Source organism: Streptomyces kronopolitis, assembly GCF_014646275.1.
GTDB lineage: Bacteria > Actinomycetota > Actinomycetes > Streptomycetales > Streptomycetaceae > Streptomyces > Streptomyces kronopolitis.
The window spans coordinates 123,577-140,316 of record NZ_BMND01000019.1 but is presented as its reverse complement, the minus strand read 5'-3'; the positions used below and the strand labels follow the sequence as shown (position 1 = coordinate 140,316).

Below are 16,740 nucleotides of genomic sequence, written 5' to 3'. Positions count from 1 at the left end.
CTAAGCGGGAAGCCTGCTTCGAGATGAGGACTCCCACCCCCTTTGAGGGGTTAAGGCTCCCAGTAGACGACTGGGTTGATAGGCCAGATATGGAAGCGCCGTAAGGTGTGGAGTTGACTGGTACTAATAGGCCGAGGGCTTGTCCTCAGTTGCTCGCGTCCACTGTGTGGTTCCCGGGTTGCGAACAGTCGCAATCGCTGGTTGAACCAAGTTTCACTCTTTAACTAAAAAGTGTGCTTGTTCGCTAGAACCCGATAGGGTTTCGGTGGTCATAGCGTTAGGGAAACGCCCGGTTACATTCCGAACCCGGAAGCTAAGCCTTTCCGCGCCGATGGTACTGCAGGGGGGACCCTGTGGGAGAGTAGGACGCCGCCGAACAATCTTTCAGGACCCTTGGTCCCAGCGTTCATGCTGGGACCAAGGGTCCTTTTTGTTTTTGCCGAAGCGCGCCGAAGTGGTCGGTGCGCGAGAATGAATGCAGTACCGAAGACAGGAGTCACGTCGATGTCCACCAACTCTTCCGACGATCGTTCGGAGCGCCGGCCGCAGCGGCGCGACGACGGCGACCGCGGTGGTTTCCGGCGTGATGACCGGGGGGACCGAGGCGCCCGTGGCGCCAGCCGTGGTGGTGACCGCGGTGGTTTCCGTCGTGACGACCGTCCGTCCGGTGGTGACCGTGGTGGGTACCGGGGTGGCGACCGTCGGGATGACCGCGGTGGTGACCGGGGTGGCGACCGCGGCGGATTCCGGCGTGACGACCGGCCGTCGGGCGGTGACCGGGGCGGTTTCCGTGGTGGCGACCGTCGGGATGACCGCGGTGGTGACCGTGGTGGTTTCCGTCGTGATGACCGTCCGTCCGGTGGCGACCGTGGTGGGTACCGCGGGGGCGACCGGCGGGATGACCGCGGTGGAGACCGTGGCGGGTTCCGTCGGGACGACCGTCCGTCGGGCGGCGACCGCGGCGGATTCCGTGGCGGCGACCGTCGGGACGACCGTGGCGGTGACCGCGGGGGTTTCCGTCGTGATGACCGTCCGTCGGGTGGCGACCGCGGGGGCTTCCGTGGTGGTGACCGGCGGGACGACCGTGGTGGAGACCGTGGTGGTTTCCGTCGTGATGACCGTCCGTCCGGTGGCGACCGTGGTGGGTACCGCGGGGGCGACCGGCGGGATGACCGCGGTGGAGACCGCGGCGGGTTCCGTGGTGGCGACCGTCGGGACGACCGTGGCGGTGACCGCGGGGGATTCCGTCGTGACGACCGCCCGTCCGGTGGCGACCGTGGTGGGTTCCGCAGGGATGACCGGCCGTCGGGTGGCGACCGCGGGGGCTTCCGCGGCGGTGACCGGCGGGACGATCGCGGTGGAGACCGTGGTGGTTTCCGCCGTGATGACCGTCCGTCGGGCGGCGACCGCGGGGGCTTCCGTGGCGGCGACCGGCGGGATGACCGCGGCGGCGACCGGGGTGGAGACCGCGGTGGTTTCCGTCGTGATGACCGTCCGTCCGGTGGCGACCGTGGTGGGTTCCGCGGGGGCGACCGGCGGGATGACCGCGGCGGCGACCGGGGTGGTTTCCGTCGTGATGACCGTCCGTCCGGTGGCGACCGTGGTGGGTTCCGCGGGGGTGACCGGCGGGATGACCGTGGTGGAGACCGCGGGGGGTTCCGGCGGGATGATGAGCGTGGGGGGCGTCGGCCTTATGGGGGCGGGCGTGGGCGTGACGACCGGCGGGATGACCGGCGTGACGACCGTCGGGACCGGGACCGGGAGCCGATCAAGCGGCTGCCGATTCCGGAGGACGTCACGGGTGACGAGATCGACAAGGATGTGCGTCAGGAGCTGCTGAGCCTGCCGAAGACGCTCGCCGAGGACGTCGCCAAGAACCTGGTGATGGTGGCGAAGCTGCTGGACGAGGAGCCGGAGCGGGCGTACGGGTACTCCCGGGTGGCGCTGCGGCTGGCGTCCAGGGTGGCGGCGGTGCGGGAGGCAGCGGGCTTCGCGGCGTACGCGGTCGGCAAGTACAGCGAGGCGCTGGCGGAGTTCCGGGCGGCGCGGCGGATGACCGGCAGCGTGGAGCTGTGGCCCGTCATGGCCGACTGCGAGCGCGGGCTCGGGCGGCCGGAGAAGGCGATGGCGATGGCCGGCGAGCCCGAGGTGCAGAAGCTGGACCGGGCCGGACAGGTCGAGATGCGGCTGGTCGCGGCGGGTGCCCGGCGGGACATGGGGCAGGCCGACGCGGCGGTGGTGACGCTGCAGAGCCCGGAGCTGGCGTCCAGCGCCGTGCATCCGTGGACCGCGCGGCTGCGGTACGCCTACGCGGACGCGCTGCTGGAGGTCGGGCGCGAGGACGACGCACGTGACTGGTTCGCCAGGGCGCTGGAGGCCGACCAGGGCGGCACGACGGATGCCTCGGACCGGCTCGCGGCGCTGGACGGGGTGGAGTTCACCGACGCGCTGGACGACTCCGAGACGGATGACTCCGAGACGGACGAGGCCGGGTCGGGCGAGTCCGGGACGGGCCCGGCCGAGGGTGACGAGGCCGGCGAGGACTCCGCGCAGGGCGAAGCGGGTGCCGCGCAGGGCTGAGCCGGCCGCGCCGCCGGGCTGAGGTGACGTGAAGAACGAAGGGCGGGACCCCGGTGGGGTCCCGCCCTTCTGCGTGTGCGGGGAGGGTCAGGCGGCCGGTGCGTGGGGGGCGAGCGGGTTGCGGAGGGTGCCGATGAGCTGGAGGGCGCCCGCGGGGTCCTGGAGGTCGACCATCTCCTGGTTGTTGCGCAGTTGGAGGCGGTTGAGGCAGGAGAGGGCGAACTCCTCGGCGAACAGGTCGTACCGGGCGAACTTGTCGGCGAGGTGGGGCACGGAGGCCTGGTAGTCCAGGACACATGCGGCGACCGTGCGCCAGAAGGTGTCCTCGTCGAGGATGCCGCGGTCGTCGAGGGTGCCGCTCAGGAAGCGGAAGAAGCAGTCGAAGACGTCGGTGAAGACGGAGAGCAGCTTCTTGTCCTCGGGGACATCGGCGCGGATGCGTTCGACGGCCGGGGGCAGGACCGCGTCGGGGTCCATGACGGCGATCTCCTCGGCGATGTCCTTGAAGATGACGCGGTCCACAGCGCCGTCCTCCAGAACCAGGATGGCGTTCTCGCCGTGGGGCATGAAGACCAGGTCGTAGGCGTAGAAGGCGTGCAGGACCGGGGTCAGGTACGCGTCGAGGTAGCGGCGCAGCCAGGTCGCGGGGGGCAGGCCGGACTCCTCGATGAGGGCCGCGGCGAAGGATCCGCCCTCGTCGTCGGTGTGGAGGAGGGACGCCATGGTGGCGAGCCGCCGGTCCGGTCCGAGGGTGGCGACGGGGCTTTCGCGCCACAGGGCGGCGAGCATTTTGCGGTACGGGGAGCCCTTGGCGGTGGCGGCCTCGTAGGCGCGGTGGTGGTAGCCGATGGCGGCGCGCTCGCGGATGATCGAGAAGCGGGCGGCCCGGAAGGTGTCGTCGGCGTCGATCAGGCGGGCGAGCCAGTCGTTGATGGCCGGGGTGGCTTCCATGTAGGAGGCGGACAGGCCGCGCATGAAGCCCATGTTGAGCACCGAGAGCGCCGTTTTGACGTAGTGGCCGGTGGGGGTGGTGGTGTTGAAGAAGGTGCGCAGGGACTGCTGGGCGAGGTAGGTGTCGTCGCCGGGGCCCAGGCACACCAGATGCTGCCGGGCGACCTCGGCGGCGAAGGTGACGGAGAGCTTGTTCCACCACTGCCAGGGGTGGGTGGGGAAGAGGTAGTAGTCGTCGGGGTCGAGGCCCAGGCCGGTGAGGGTGGCGGTGAAGCGGTCGCGGGTGTGCCGGGGGAGTTCGCCGCGTATCAGGGTGTCGTAGTCGAGGCCGGCGCCGGCGGTGAAGGTGGCGCGGTCGCGGCGGGCGGCCAGCCAGATCAGCCGGAGGGGGCTGGCGGTCTCCGGGGCGTAGGCGTGGTACTCGTGGATGCCGAAGCCGAGGCGGCCGTTGTTGGCGACGAAGCAGGGGTGGCCCTCGGTCATCCCGGTCTCGATGTCCTGGAAGCCGGAGCGGGCGAGCTCGGCGGCGGTGGGCTGCTTCGCGGCGAGTTTGTAGGCGGTGCCGGAGAGCGTGGAGCTGATCTCCTCCAGGTAGACGGGGAGGACCGCGGCGTCGAGGCCCAGGGAGTCGCCGAATTCGAGGAAGAACTCCAGGGCTTCCAGGGGGAGTTCGCCGCCGGCGCGGTGGCGGGTGATGCTGTCGGGGTCGATCTGCCAGTGGTCGAGGGCCTGTCTGCGGGCGGTGAAGCGGTACTCGGTGGTGCCGTCGTCGTCGGACAGCGCGTAGTGGCCGTCCGCCGGCAGGCGCCTGGGGGTGAGCAGCCGTTCATGGGTGAACTCGGCGAGGGCCTTGCGCAGCAGCAGGCGGTTGGCGCGGGCCCACAGTGCGGGGGTGAGGTGGGCGACGGCTTCCTGGGCGGTGGGCCGGCCGGCGGCGGTCATCGGTGGTCTCCTCGGGTGGCCAGGAACTGGTCGCGGGTGCAGGTGCTCAGGCAGGCGTCTTTGGCGGGCAGCGAGACGGTGCGCAGGACTTCGAAGCCGACGGCCTTGTTGAGGGCCTGGACGGCGGTGTTGCGGGTGTCGGGTTCGACGACGACGCGGCGGGTGGCCGGGTCGTCGAAGAGCATCTCCATGACGGTGGTGAGCACGACGCGGGTGAAGCCGTGCAGGGGGGCGGCGGCGGGGGCGGTGAGGAAGTGCATGCCGACGTCGCCGGGCTCGGCGGTGTGGACGCCGACCAGCTCCCGGTGGGCCGGGTCGTAGCGCTCCATGAGGAAGGCCGGGGTGCCGTTGTGCAGACCGAGGAAGGCGTCGTGGAAGGGGTCGGCGGCGATCCGGGTGAACTCCTGCTCGACGGCGGCGAGGTCGCAGTCCTGCATCAGCCAGAAGACGGCCTTGGGGTGGGTGACCCAGCCGTGCAGCAGTGCGGCGTCGGCGGCCGGGTCGACGGGGCGCAGGGCGAACTCCCCGAGGGCTTCGTCGGTGCGGGTGAAGAGAGGCGTCCGCTCGGCCTCGGCGGCGCTCGGCGGGCGCTGTCCGGGTATGTGCGCGCTGTGCTCGTTCATGCGGGGATCTCCATGGGGTGGTGCGGGCCGGCCGGGGCGGCGAACTCCTGGAAGGCGATGGCCTTCTCGACCGGGTAGTGCTCGCGGCCGAGCAGCTCGCGCACCAGGCACGAGTTGCGGTAGGCGGCCATGCCGAGGTCGGGGGTGACGAAGCCGTGGGTGTGGAGTTCGGCGTTCTGCACGTAGATGCCGTGGCCGGTGGTGTCGATGCTGTAGTTGCGGGCCACGTCGTAGCGGCCGGTGTCGTCCCAGGCGATGCGGTCGCGGATCGGGGCGAGGAAGTCCGGGACGCGGTAGCGGTAGCCGGTGGCGAGGATCAGGCCCTGGGTGTCGAGGGTGAAGTCCGCGCCCTGTTCCTCCTGGCGCAGGCCGAGGGTGTAGGTGCCGGCGGCCTCGTCGTAGCGGGCGTGGTGCAGGGCGGTGTTGGTGAGCAGCCTGGTGGGGACGGGGCCGCCGAGGTTCTTCTGGTAGAGCAGGTCGAAGATGTCGTTGATCAGGGCGGAGTCGATGCCCTTGTAGAGGTGCTTCTGGGTGGCGTTGAGGTGGTCGCGGGTGGCGGCCGGGAGTGCGTGGAAGTAGTCCACGTACTCGGGGGAGGTCATCTCCAGGGTGAGCTTGGTGTATTCGAGGGGGAAGAAGCGCGGGGAGCGGGTCGCCCAGGTCAGGTGGTAGCCGTGGCTGTCGATGTCCTGGAGGAGGTCGTGGTAGATCTCGGCGGCGCTCTGGCCGCTGCCGATCAGGGTGATGCTCTCCTTGGCCTGGAGAGCCGCCTTGGCGTCGAGGTAGTCGGAGTTGTGCAGCAGGTCGCCGCCCAGGCCCGCGCAGGCGTCGGGGAGGTGCGGCGGGGTGCCGGTGCCCAGGACGAGCTTGCGGGCGCGGTGGGTGGTGACCTCGCCGGTGGGGACGTGCTCGGCGTGGACGGCGTACAGCCCCGCGGCCGCGTCGTACTCGACGGTGGTGACCCGCTGGGAGAAGCGGACGGTGTCGAGTTTGCCGGCCGCCCAGCGGCAGTAGTCGTTGAACTCCGCGCGCAGCGGATAGAAGCTCTCGCGGATGTAGAAGGGGTAGAGCCGGCCCGATTCCTTGAGGTAGTTCAGGAACGAGAAGGGCGAGGTGGGGTCGGCGAGGGTGACCAGGTCGGCGAGGAACGGCACCTGGAGGTGGGTGCTGTCGAGCATCATGCCGGGGTGCCAGTCGAAGGCGGGCTTGTCGTCCAGGAACAGGCCGTCGAGTTCGTCGAGCGGCTCGGTCAGACAGGCCAGGCCCAGGTTGAACGGGCCGAGGCCGATGGCGATGAAGTCGTAAGGGGCGGACACGGGGGCTCCGATGGGGTGTCGGCGGTGGGGAGGGTCAGCGCGCACTGAGCGTCGGCCGGGGGCGCGCGGCGAGGAAGCTGCCGGCGTGCTCGGCGATCAGATCGAGGACGGTGGCGATGTCCTCCAGCGTGGTCTCCGGGTTGAGCAGGGTGAACTTGAGGTAGTGGCGGCCGTCGACGGTGGTGCCCGCGACGATCGCGTCACCGGAGGCGAACAGGGCTTCCCGGGCGTGCAGATTGACCCGGTCGCCGAGGTCGGGGTCCTGGTCGGTGCTGGGGACGTAGCGGAAGACCAGGGTGCTCAGCCGGGGCTCGACGACGACCTCGAAGCGGGGGTCGTCGGCCAGCAGCTTCCAGGCGTCGGCGGCGCGGTCGATGACCTCGTCGAAGAGTGCGCCGAGGGCGGGGGCGCCGATGATGCGCAGGGTGAGCCAGAGCTTGAGGGCGTCGAAGCGGCGGGTGGTCTGGAGCGACTTGTCGACCTGGTTGGGGATGCGCTGCTCGACCATCCGGCGCGGGTTGAGGTAGTCGGCGTGGTAGGTGACGTGCCGCAGGGTGGCCCGGTCGCGGACCAGGACGGCGCTCGAACTGACCGGCTGGAAGAAGGACTTGTGGTAGTCGACGGTCACCGAGTCGGCGTGCTCGATGCCGTTCAGCAGCTCGCGGCGGCGGGAGACCAGCAGGCCGCAGCCGTAGGCGGCGTCGACGTGCATCCAGGCGCCGTACCCGGCGCACAGGCCGGCGATCTCGGGGAGCGGGTCGATCGAGCCGAAGTCGGTGGTGCCGGCCGTCGCGACGACGGCCATGGGTATCAGGCCCTCGCGGCGGCAGCGGGCCAGTTCGGCGGCCAGGTCGGTGGTGCGCATCCGCTTCTGCTCGTCGCAGGGGACGGCGATGACGGCGTCCGCGCCCAGGCCGAGGAGGGTGGCCGCCTTGTGGATGCTGAAGTGGCTGCAGGCGGAGGTGAGGATGCGCAGCCGCGGCAGGACGTCGGACGGCCGGGCACCGTCGGGCAGTTCGCCGCCGGTGAGCGCGCGGCGGCAGGCCTCGTCCCGGGCGAGCAGCATGGCCTGGAGGTTGGACTGGCTGCCGCCGCTGGTGAAGATGCCGTCGGCCCGCTCGCCGAGGCCGATCCGCGCGGCCGTCCAGTCGATCAGCCGGCGCTCGATGAGGGTGCCGCCGGCGCTCTGGTCCCAGGTGTCCAGGGAGGAGTTGACGGCGGCGAGCACGGCCTCGCCGACCAGGGCGGGGATCACCACGGGGCAGTTGAGGTGGGCGAGGTAGCGCGGGTGGTGGAAGTAGACGGCGTCGCGGAGGTAGACGTCCTCCAGCTCGTCGAGCGCGGCGGCCGCGTCGTGCAGCGGTGCGTCCAGGTCGACGCCGGAGACGGTGGGGGTGAGGCCGTCGACGGTGACGCCGGTGAACGGGCGGGTGGTGCCGGCGATCTTGGCGCTGATCCGGGTGACGGCCTCGGTGACCGTGCGCCGGTAGTGCTGCGCCGTGCCGTTGTGGAGCAGATGTGTCCGGCCGTCGGCCGGGTCCTCGGCGGAGTGCGCGAGGAGACTCATGGCGAAGTCCTCCCTGGTGCGGAGTTGACCACGTGCTGCGCAGGGTGAGGTGTGCGCAGGGGCAGGGAGGCCCGCCCGCGACGTGGTTAGGTAAGCCTAACCTAACCCGAGCGCGGGTGGGTGTGCGGTGCCGCGAGGGGGCGGCGCGGGGGGTCAGTCGCCGGTCTCCTCCAGGGTGCGCAGGACCAGGCCGGTGGCGGGCTTGGGGCCGAAGGACGTGGACTTCCGCGGCATCGTCACGCCCCGCTCCGCGAGCTGACGGACCGTCTCCTCGGACGTGGCGCGCATCAGGACCGCGGTGCCGCCGTGCCGGGCGGCCTGCTCGACCGCGGCCCCGGTGTGATGGAGGTAGCCGATGTCCGAGGGGTGGTCGGGGATGTGCCAGACCTCGTCCAGCAGGACGGAGTGCAGCACCGTGGCGTCCAACTGCCGCCAGGCCTCGGGCCGGTCCCGGCGGATCGTGCGGTCCAGCAGCGCGGGGTCCGGGCGGTCCAGGAGGTGGAAGGAGTCCGGGCCGCCGGCCAGCACGAAGGCGGTGCCGGGCGTCTCCTCCAGCGCCTCCAGGGCGGCGGACAGCTCGCCCGGCAGCGCACGGGCGCGGAACGAACCGGCCAGGTCCGCCAGCGCCTTGGCGGGCGGCAGATGCGGCAGCACCCGGTGGATCGCGCGGACCTGGAGCGGATAGCGGGCGGTGTCGACCAGCAGCACCAGGCCGGAGGCCCAGGGGGAGGCGCCGCCGGCGCCGGACTGCTGCTCGTGGAGGCGCTGGTAGGTCGCCCAGCGGTGGTGGCCGTCGGCGATCAGGGCCTTGCGGCCGGAGAGGTCGTCGTCGACGGCGGTGAGATCGGCCGCGTCGGTGACCGCCCACAGGCGGTGCGCGAAGCCGTCCTCGGTGACGGTCGCCAGCAGCGGCTCCTCCTGCACCACGCGCTCGATGACCGCGGCGGCGCCGGTCGCGGTGCCCTCACCGCGGTAGGACAGCAGCAGCGGCTCGAAGTTGGCGGCCGCCGCGCGCATCAGCGCGGCCCGGTCCTCGACCACCTCCGGGATGACGCCCTCGTGCGGCAGCACCGGGCCGTCCAGCCGCAGCGCCCCGATCAGCCCGCGCTGGAGCACCGCACCGGCGCGCTGCTCGTAGACGTACAGCGCGGGCTCGGGGTCCTGCCGCAGCACGCCCTCCGCGCGCCAGCGGCTCAGGGTGTCGGCGGCCTGGCGGTGGCGGGTGGTGGGGTCGGCGGCGTGCGGGAGGATCAGCCGGACGATGTTGTACGGATCGGCGGTCTCCAGATGGCGCACGCCGTCCGGCCGGACCACCACGTCATAGGGCGGGGAGGTCACGGCGGTCAGGCTGCTGACGCGGTCCCGGTCGTATCGCAGTCCGCGGAACGGGAGGAGGCGGAGGCCGTCGGTACGGGTCATTGAATAATGCTATGCCGCCCGGCCGATGAGGGAAGATCGGGGGACAGCCGGTACCTGGCCGGAAATACCGGTAGGTGCCAAGCGGAGGGCCGCGCACCGGTCCCGGGCGGCGCCTGCGCCCCCGGCGGGGCGGCGGATTCCTTCGCGGACGAGTGGGAGCGAGGAGCGAGACGGCATGAACGAGCAGGTTCGCAGGCAGCCCGACGGGTGCCGGCGCGCGCTGAGCGAGGCGTACGACACCGCGCTGCTGGATCTGGACGGGGTCGTCTACGCCGGCGGACAGGCCATCGCGCACGCGGTCGAGTCGCTGACCACCGCGCGGGACGGCGGGATGCACCTCGCCTATGTGACCAATAATGCCGCCCGGACGCCGCAGGCCGTGGCCGGCCAGCTGACCGGTTTCGGACTGCCGACCGGCGCCGAGGACGTGATCACCTCGGCGCAGGCGGTGGCCCGGCTGATCTCCGAGCAGGTGCCGGCGGGCGCGCGGGTGCTGGCGATCGGCGGTGAGGGGCTGCTGGTGGCGCTGCGCGAGCGCGGCCTGGAGCCCGTCACCTCCGCGGACGACGATCCGGCGGCGGTGGTGCAGGGCTTCGACCCCGCGCTGGACTGGACGCGGCTGGCGGAGGCGGCGTACGCGGTGCAGCGCGGGGTGCCGTGGTTCGCGTCCAACACGGATCTCACCATCCCCAAGGAGCGCGGGATCGCCCCGGGCAACGGCGCGTTGGTCGAGGCGGTGCGGATCGCGGCGGGCGGATCGCCGCAGGTGGCGGGCAAGCCGCAGCCGCCGATGCACCGGGAGACGGTGCTGCGCACCGGCGCGCGGCGGCCGCTGGTGATCGGCGACCGGCTCGACACGGACATCGAGGGCGCCGTCAACGGCGGGGTCGACTCGCTGCTGGTGCTCACCGGCGTCACCACCCCCGCCGCGTTGCTCGCCGCAACGCCGCCGCACCGTCCCGCGTATGTGGACGCCGATCTGCGCGGACTGCTCACCCCGCAGCCTTCGGTGAGCGCGGACGGGGACGGCTTCCGGTGCGGCGGCTGGCGGGCCGAGGCGTCCGGGGACAGCCTCGCGGTGACCGGCGAGGGGGCCCCGCTGGACGGGCTACGGGCGCTGTGCGCGGCGGCCTGGACGGCTGCGGGGGACGGCAGTTGCGCGGCGGACGCGGGCAAGGCGCTGGCCCGGATCGGGATGTGAGGGCCGGGGCCCCGGCGGTGCGCATCGGCCGCCGCGGGCCCCTGGACCCCCGCGGTGCGCTCAGTCGTCCTGGCGCGCGGCCGCCGCGGCCGTCAGCTCCGCGATCAGGTCCTCCTCGGTGGCGCCGCGCCGCCAGTAGCCGGTGAAGGTGACGGCCCGGCGGTCGATGCCGCGTTCGCGGACCAGATGGCGGCGCACGGCCTTGACGGTCCCGGACTCGCCGGCGACCCAGGCGTAGGGGGTGCCCGCGGGCAGGTCGGCGGCGCGCAGCGCGTCGAGCACCGGCCCGCCCGGTGCGGCGGCGGCCCCGTCGCGGACCAGCCAGGTGATGTCGGTGTCGGCGAACGACGGCAACTGCTGCCGGTCGTCCTCGTGCGCGATCTCGATCCACACCTTGGCGCGGGTGCCGGGGGAGAGCCAGGACAGGATGCCGGCGATCGCGGGCAGCGCCGTGGTGTCGCCGGTGAGCAGGATCCAGTCGGTGCCGGCCGGTGGCCGGAAGTCGACCCCGCCGTTGTCCTCGACGGCCGGGGCGAGCACGGTCAGCCGGTCGCCGGGCCGGGCCCGGGCGGCCCAGCGGGAGGCCGGCCCGCCCGCGGAAGTGAAGGCTCCCGGCTCCGCGCCGTGCAGGGCGAAGTCGACATCGAACTCCGCCGGGTCGTGGCGCTGTTCGCGGATCGTGTACGAGCGCATCACCGGCCGCTCGGCCGGGTCCTGCGCCCGCCAGGTGGTGTACCAGCCGTCGCCGGTGTCGTGGAAGACCGGGCGGTCCTGGTGGGGTTGCGGGAGGAAGAGCTTGAAGCGCTGGTCGCGACCGCCGGACGCGAGTTCGGCCAGCCGTTCGCCGCCGAAGGTGACCCGCACCATGGACGGCCCCAGCCGCCGGGCGCGCAGGACCTGGACCTCGAAGAAGCGGAACGGCGTGGTGGCGGGGGCGGCGGTCGTGGTCATGCGGGGAACCTCCCGGGACGGACTGCGGTGGTGCGGGGGTGGGGGTGCGGGGCGGTGGTGCGGTGCTGCTGCGGCGGAGTGCGCGGGCCTGCCGGGTGGTGGCCGGGCCGGCGGCCGGAGTCGCCGCGGCCCGGCCGCCGAGGTGCCTCGGCCGTGGGTCAGTTGACCTTCCTGGCGCTCTCGATGGCCTTGGCGAGCGACTCGATGAGCGGGGCGGCGCCCGCGTAGGAGAAGCGCGGCTCGCTCGACCACGGGGTGATCTGGTGGGCCTTGACGGCGGGCAGCTTGGACCAGGAGGGCTTGGCGGCCAGGTCCTTGGGCTGGAGGGTGGCGGTCCGGTTGTCCAGCAGCAGGACATCGGCCCGGTACTTGTCGGCGTTCTCCCAGCTCAGGCTCTCGAAGTAGCCGCCCTTGTCCAGGTGGTCCGGGACGATCAGGTCGACGCCGAGGGACTTGTAGTACATGAGGTCGGCGTTGATGCCCGGGTTGGAGGCGTAGAAGAGGTCCGGGCTGCCGGAGCAGGCGAGCACCTTGACCGGGTGCGACTTGGCGGCCTTGCGCAGCGACTCGGAGGCCTTCTCGAAGCGGGCCTTGGCGTCGGTGACCTTCTTGGCCCGCAGGTCGGCGCCGAGCGATTCCGCCAGCTCGGCATAGCGCTCGATGATCTTGTTGAGCGGGGTGCGGGACGAGGTCAGCGCCACCGTCTTCGCCAGCGCGGTGATCTTGTCCTTGCTCTCGTCCGGGACGAACCACAGCGCGCCCGGCTCGTACATGTTGGTGACCAGCAGATCGGGGCGCAGGGACGCGTACTTCTCGACGTTGAACTGGTTGTAGGCGTTGCCCAGGATGGTGACCTTGCGGATGTCCAGGTCGCCGGCCTGCGGGTCGGGCTTGCCGTTCTTCAGCTTGGTCGGGCCGAAGACGCCGACGATCCGGTCGTCGATCCCGAAGTCGTGCAGCGCGGCCGCGGTGCCGGTGAAGGCGACGATGCGACGCGGTCCGGCCGCGAGGGTCACCTTCTTCCTGCGGTCGTCGGTGAAGCTCCAGGAGCCCTTCCCGTCGGCGCCGTTGGTGCCTCCCGTGCCTCTGCCCCCGCCGCACGCGGCCAGCAGGGCGCCGACGCCGACGGCGCCGCCCGCGGCCAGGATGCCGCGACGGGACAAAGAGGTGCTGCGGGAGGAACTCATGGTGTCTGCGCTTCTCTCTGGGAGGGCCTGCACGGAGATTGTGAGGGTAGGCTAACCTAACTATCGTGTTGGTTGACAGTCCCCCCGAAGCACCGGCCGCCCCGGCCCCGGTGCCACCACGGCGACGGCAGGCCCTGCGCCTCGCGGGGCTGGTCGCCTCGGTGGCCGTCCTGGCCGTCGTCGCGGTCCTCGGCATCGCCGTCGGCGCGAAACAGATCCCCCTCGACCAGGTGTGGCACGGGGTGTTCCACTACTCCGGCTCCGACACCGATGTCGTCATCCGCGATGTGCGCTACCCCCGCACCCTGCTCGGTGTGCTGGTCGGCGCAGCCCTCGGCCTGGCCGGCACGGTCATGCAGGCGCTGACCCGCAATCCCCTGGCGGACCCGGGAGTTCTCGGCATCAACGCCGGCGCCTCGGCCGCGGTCGTGACCGCCATCAGCTTCTTCGGCGTCACCTCGCTGGCCGGCTATGCGTGGTGGGCGTTCGCCGGCGCCGCGGTGGTCTCCGTCGCGGTGTACGTCCTCGGCGGCACCCGCAGTGCCACGCCCGTCCGGCTGGCCCTCGCCGGCACCGCGCTCAGCGCCGTCCTCGTCGGCTACATCAACGCGGTCAACCTGCTGGACACCGCGGCGCTGGACAAGATGCGCTTTTGGACGGTGGGTTCGCTGGCCGCGGCCACCATGCCGACGGTCACCCGGATCGCGCCGTTCCTGGCGGTGGGCGCGCTCTTCGCGCTGCTGCTCGCCCGGCCGCTGAACGCCCTCGCGCTCGGCGACGACCAGGCGCGGGCGCTGGGCACCCGGCTGACCCGCACCCGGGTGCTGGCGATGGCCGCCGTCACCCTGCTGTGCGGTGGGGCGACCGCCGCCTGCGGCCCGATCGTCTATGTGGGCCTGATGGTTCCGCATGCCGTCCGGGCGCTCACCGGTCCCGACATGCGCTGGATCCTGCCGTACTCCGCGGTGCTCTCGCCGGTGCTGCTGGTCGGCGCGGATGTGCTCGGCCGGGTGGTGGCCCGGCCCGGCGAACTCCAGGTCGGCATCGTCACGGCCCTCATCGGCGGGCCGGTCTTCATCTTTCTCGTACGGCGTCGGAGGATGGCCCAGCTGTGAGCGCGACCGTGAAATCCGGGCAGAGCACGGGGCAGACCACCGGGCAGGACCCTGCGCAGGAGACCGACCAGGAGACCGACCGGGCGCGCAAGAAGCGGGCCGCGGCGGGAGCGGTCCGGCGGACCTGGACGGTGCGTACCGCGGGCGGGCTCTCGCTGCGCCTGGCCCCGCGCGCCGTGTGGACCGGACTGCTGCTGCTGGCCCTCGCGCTGGCCGCCGGCGTCGCGCTGATCGGCTCCGGCGACTACCCGATGACGCCGGCCGAGGTGCTCGCCACCCTGACCGGCGGCGGGGACCCCGGCCAGCGGTTCATCGTGCAGGACCTGCGGCTGCCGAGGGTGCTGGTGGGGCTGCTGGTCGGCGCCGCGTTCGGGATCTCCGGGGCGGTCTTCCAGACCGTCTCCCGCAATCCGCTGGGCAGTCCGGACGTCCTCGGCCTCACCCAGGGCTCGTCCGTCGGCGCGCTGACCGTCATCGTCTTCTTCCAGGACAGCGGCTTCGCGGTCGCCGCCGGCGCGGCCGCCGGCGGTCTGGTCACCGGTCTCGCCATCTTCCTGCTGGCCTGGCAGCGTGGCATCCACGGCTACCGCTTCGTGCTGGTCGGCATCGGCGTCAGCGCGATGCTCTACGCGGTGGTGCTCTACCTCATGACCAAGGCCAATATCGTCGAGGCGACCCGGGCCACCACCTGGATGACCGGCTCCCTCAACGGCCGTGACTGGGACCAGGTCTGGCCGGCGGCCGCCGTCTGCGCCGTCCTCGTGCCGCTGCTGCTGGGCCACGGGCGCGGGCTGCGGATGCTGGAGATGGGCGACGACGCGGCCTGCGCGCTGGGCGTGCGGGTCGACCGGGTCCGCATCGTCGCGCTGGCCGCGGCGGTCGTGCTGGTCGCCGTGGCCACCGCCGCGGCCGGGCCGATCTCCTTCGTGGCGCTCAGCGCACCCCAGCTGGCCCGCCGGCTCACCCGGTCGCCCGGCCCCAACCTGCTGCCCTCCGCCCTGATGGGAGCCGCGCTGCTGGTCGCCGCCGACTGGTCCTCGCAGCAGCTCTTCGGCGCCGACCAGCTGCCGGTGGGGGTGCTCACCGGCCTCCTCGGCGGCGGCTACCTGCTGTGGCTGCTGGTCACGGAGCGCCGGGCGGGACGGATATGAGCGGCGCGGCGGACCGGCCCCGCCGCCGGACGGGCCGGGCGACGGCGCGGCCCGTACCGCAGCACAGCAGTGACACGACAACCCCCAGGAGTGCAGACGTGAGCCGCCTCACGGCCGAGCAGGTCACCCTCGCCTACGACCAGCGGGTCATCGCCCAGAACCTCTCGGTCGCCATCCCCGACCGCTCCTTCACGGTCATCGTCGGCCCGAACGCCTGCGGCAAGTCCACGCTGCTGCGCGCGCTGTCGCGGATGCTCAAGCCGGCCGCCGGAGCGGTGCTGCTGGACGGCACCGCGATCTCCGCGCAGCCGGCCAAGAAGGTCGCCAGGACGCTCGGACTGCTCCCGCAGTCCTCGATCGCCCCGGACGGCATCACCGTGGCCGACCTGGTCGCCCGCGGCCGCTATCCCCACCAGGGGCTGCTGCGGCAGTGGTCGGCGGCGGACGAGCGGATCGTCCGGGAGTCGATGGCGGCCACCGGTGTGGACGCGCTGGCCGAGCGCTGCGTCGACGAGCTGTCCGGCGGGCAGCGCCAGCGGGTGTGGATCGCGATGGCGCTCGCCCAGCAGACGCCGCTGTTCCTGCTGGACGAGCCGACGACCTACCTGGACATCCAGCATCAGATCGAGGTGCTGGACCTGTGCGCGGAACTCCACGAGGAGCAGGGCCGCACCCTCGTCGCGGTGCTGCACGACCTCAACCACGCCGCCCGGTACGCGACCCACCTCATCGCCATGAAGGACGGCGCCGTCGTCGCGGCGGGAGCGCCGGGCGAGATCGTCACGGCGGAGCTGGTGGAGCGGGTCTTCGGGCTGGTCTGCCAGGTCATCGAGGACCCGGAGACCGGCACCCCGCTGGTCGTCCCCGCCGCCCGCCGGCGCCGCGGTGGCCGGGCGGCCGCACCGGCACCGGACCGGGCGGCGGTTACAGCAGCGTCCTGAGCCGCAGCAGGTCGCGCAGGCCGGCCTCCAGCTTGACGCGGCCGCTGCTCCAGGCCCGGGCGAAGTTCAGCTGCCCGTCCACCAGGGCCACCAGATCGTCGCCGGTCATGGTCAGGCGGATATCGGCCTTGTGCGGGGGCGGGCCGGGGACGCCGGTCACGTCCTGGATGGTGCCGTCGGCCAGCCGCCCGACGAAGGTCACGTCGAGGTCGGTGATGCGGCAGCTGAGCGAGCGGTGGACCGCGGTAGCGCCGCGGACCCTGCCGTCGGCCGAGGACATGTTCTGGGCCAGCCGGTCGAGAGCGGCGCGGCACTGGTCGAGGGTTGCCATCGGAAGCGACGATACGCCAGGTCGGGGACGGCTCGTTCGTCCCCGGCGCCCTTCGCCGAGGTAGCGTCGGGGGCATGGAACAGTCGATGTCCGGCCCGGAGCCGGAGGCACCCGAGGACGCCGGGGCCAGGGGGCCGGACGAGCCCGTGGAGCCCCGGGGCGCCGGAGCGGGGGACGCGCCGCACGACCCCGGGCCGGGGGCGGACCCCGGGCCCGACTCTCCCGCCGGGCCGCGGCCCCTCGAGGTGGGCGTGACCCCCACCGGCCAGGCCGCGGTCGACGCCCGGCTGCGGCGGCTGGCCGATGCCGACCACCTCCCCGCCGAGGGCCATCTCCCGGTGTACGAGGATGTGCACCGCGGGCTGCGCGACGTGCTGGCCGCCCTCGACCAGCACCCCGGGCCGCCCGCACCGTCCCCGGATTCCCCGACGCACGACACGACGCACGACAACAGGAGCTGAACCA

General features: G+C 72.6%; 15 protein-coding genes and 2 rRNA genes. 9 read left to right on the top strand and 8 right to left on the bottom strand.

The window, feature by feature from the left end:
- The 4 genes from IEY78_RS20975 to IEY78_RS20960 form a co-directional block, all read left to right on the top strand.
- Positions 1-147 (top strand): 23S ribosomal RNA (locus tag IEY78_RS20975); the annotation flags it as partial.
- A 114-nt stretch (positions 148-261) separates the two neighbouring features.
- A 5S ribosomal RNA gene (gene rrf / locus IEY78_RS20970) occupies positions 262-378 on the top strand.
- 271 nt (positions 379-649) lie between these two features.
- Positions 650-1,840, top strand: coding sequence for a hypothetical protein (locus IEY78_RS20965; RefSeq protein ID WP_189100513.1), 1,191 nt, complete (start codon positions 650-652; stop codon positions 1,838-1,840).
- Complete coding sequence (locus tag IEY78_RS20960; protein ID WP_189100511.1) at positions 1,822-2,580, top strand: tetratricopeptide repeat protein; 759 nt, start codon at positions 1,822-1,824, stop codon at positions 2,578-2,580. The genes IEY78_RS20965 and IEY78_RS20960 overlap by 19 nt, the downstream gene beginning before the upstream one ends.
- Before the next feature lie 87 nt (positions 2,581-2,667).
- Here the strand turns inward: IEY78_RS20960 and IEY78_RS20955 are convergent, their stop codons facing one another.
- The 5 genes from IEY78_RS20955 to IEY78_RS20935 form a co-directional block, all read right to left on the bottom strand.
- A complete protein-coding gene (locus tag IEY78_RS20955) occupies positions 2,668-4,473 on the bottom strand; it encodes an IucA/IucC family protein (protein WP_189100509.1) in 1,806 nt (601 codons plus the stop codon).
- Positions 4,470-5,096, bottom strand: coding sequence for a GNAT family N-acetyltransferase (locus IEY78_RS20950; RefSeq protein ID WP_189100507.1), 627 nt, complete (start codon positions 5,094-5,096; stop codon positions 4,470-4,472). The genes IEY78_RS20955 and IEY78_RS20950 overlap by 4 nt, the downstream gene beginning before the upstream one ends.
- On the bottom strand, positions 5,093-6,412 hold the full coding sequence (locus IEY78_RS20945; protein WP_189100505.1) for a lysine N(6)-hydroxylase/L-ornithine N(5)-oxygenase family protein: 1,320 nt from the start codon (positions 6,410-6,412) through the stop codon (positions 5,093-5,095). Before IEY78_RS20945 ends, IEY78_RS20950 begins: the two co-directional genes overlap by 4 nt.
- A gap of 34 nt (positions 6,413-6,446) precedes the next feature.
- Positions 6,447-7,979, bottom strand: a complete 1,533-nt coding sequence (locus IEY78_RS20940; RefSeq protein WP_189100503.1) for a pyridoxal phosphate-dependent decarboxylase family protein — start codon at positions 7,977-7,979, stop codon at positions 6,447-6,449.
- Between the two features lie 153 nt (positions 7,980-8,132).
- Complete coding sequence (locus IEY78_RS20935; RefSeq protein WP_189100501.1) at positions 8,133-9,398, bottom strand: DUF1015 family protein; 1,266 nt, start codon at positions 9,396-9,398, stop codon at positions 8,133-8,135.
- Between the two features lie 175 nt (positions 9,399-9,573).
- Between IEY78_RS20935 and IEY78_RS20930 the strand changes: the two genes are divergently transcribed.
- On the top strand, positions 9,574-10,599 hold the full coding sequence (locus IEY78_RS20930; protein ID WP_189100499.1) for an HAD-IIA family hydrolase: 1,026 nt from the start codon (positions 9,574-9,576) through the stop codon (positions 10,597-10,599).
- Positions 10,600-10,659: 60 nt separating this feature from the next.
- On the opposite strand, the gene IEY78_RS20925 is transcribed toward IEY78_RS20930, so the two are convergent.
- Positions 10,660-11,550 (bottom strand): siderophore-interacting protein, encoded by an 891-nt coding sequence (locus tag IEY78_RS20925; RefSeq protein WP_189100497.1) that lies wholly within the window; start codon positions 11,548-11,550, stop codon positions 10,660-10,662.
- A 158-nt stretch (positions 11,551-11,708) separates the two neighbouring features.
- Complete coding sequence (locus tag IEY78_RS20920) at positions 11,709-12,737, bottom strand: ABC transporter substrate-binding protein (RefSeq protein ID WP_189100495.1); 1,029 nt, start codon at positions 12,735-12,737, stop codon at positions 11,709-11,711.
- 65 nt (positions 12,738-12,802) lie between these two features.
- Between IEY78_RS20920 and IEY78_RS20915 the strand changes: the two genes are divergently transcribed.
- The 3 genes from IEY78_RS20915 (at position 12,803) to IEY78_RS20905 (ending at position 15,944) form a co-directional block, all read left to right on the top strand.
- Entirely contained in the window at positions 12,803-13,852 is a 1,050-nt protein-coding gene (locus tag IEY78_RS20915; protein ID WP_189100493.1) for a FecCD family ABC transporter permease, read from the top strand.
- The gene (locus IEY78_RS20910) at positions 13,849-15,003 is read left to right on the top strand and encodes a FecCD family ABC transporter permease (protein WP_189100491.1); all 1,155 of its coding nucleotides are present in this window, start codon (positions 13,849-13,851) and stop codon (positions 15,001-15,003) included. Before IEY78_RS20915 ends, IEY78_RS20910 begins: the two co-directional genes overlap by 4 nt.
- Before the next feature lie 98 nt (positions 15,004-15,101).
- Positions 15,102-15,944, top strand: coding sequence for an ABC transporter ATP-binding protein (locus tag IEY78_RS20905; protein WP_189100489.1), 843 nt, complete (start codon positions 15,102-15,104; stop codon positions 15,942-15,944).
- Here IEY78_RS20905 and IEY78_RS20900 read toward each other — a convergent pair.
- Complete coding sequence (locus IEY78_RS20900) at positions 15,928-16,275, bottom strand: SCP2 sterol-binding domain-containing protein (RefSeq protein WP_189100487.1); 348 nt, start codon at positions 16,273-16,275, stop codon at positions 15,928-15,930. The genes IEY78_RS20905 and IEY78_RS20900 overlap by 17 nt on opposite strands.
- A 74-nt stretch (positions 16,276-16,349) precedes the next feature.
- On the opposite strand from IEY78_RS20900, the gene IEY78_RS20895 reads away from it, so the two are divergent.
- Positions 16,350-16,736: a hypothetical protein gene (locus IEY78_RS20895; RefSeq protein WP_189100486.1), complete on the top strand. Its 387-nt coding sequence runs from the start codon at positions 16,350-16,352 to the stop codon at positions 16,734-16,736.
- Positions 16,737-16,740 lie beyond the last annotated feature (4 nt).

Bases quoted from the DNA above. Each gene is read 5' to 3' on its own strand.
- IEY78_RS20955 (WP_189100509.1), bottom strand. From the start codon at position 4,473: ATGACCGCCGCCGGCCGGCCCACCGCCCAGGAAGCCGTCGCCCACCTC.
- IEY78_RS20895 (WP_189100486.1), top strand. From the start codon at position 16,350: ATGGAACAGTCGATGTCCGGCCCGGAGCCGGAGGCACCCGAGGACGCC.
- IEY78_RS20930 (WP_189100499.1), top strand. From the start codon at position 9,574: ATGAACGAGCAGGTTCGCAGGCAGCCCGACGGGTGCCGGCGCGCGCTG.
- IEY78_RS20935 (WP_189100501.1), bottom strand. From the start codon at position 9,398: ATGACCCGTACCGACGGCCTCCGCCTCCTCCCGTTCCGCGGACTGCGA.
- IEY78_RS20940 (WP_189100503.1), bottom strand. From the start codon at position 7,979: ATGAGTCTCCTCGCGCACTCCGCCGAGGACCCGGCCGACGGCCGGACA.
- IEY78_RS20950 (WP_189100507.1), bottom strand. From the start codon at position 5,096: ATGAACGAGCACAGCGCGCACATACCCGGACAGCGCCCGCCGAGCGCC.
- IEY78_RS20920 (WP_189100495.1), bottom strand. From the start codon at position 12,737: ATGAGTTCCTCCCGCAGCACCTCTTTGTCCCGTCGCGGCATCCTGGCC.
- IEY78_RS20900 (WP_189100487.1), bottom strand. From the start codon at position 16,275: ATGGCAACCCTCGACCAGTGCCGCGCCGCTCTCGACCGGCTGGCCCAG.
- IEY78_RS20925 (WP_189100497.1), bottom strand. From the start codon at position 11,550: ATGACCACGACCGCCGCCCCCGCCACCACGCCGTTCCGCTTCTTCGAG.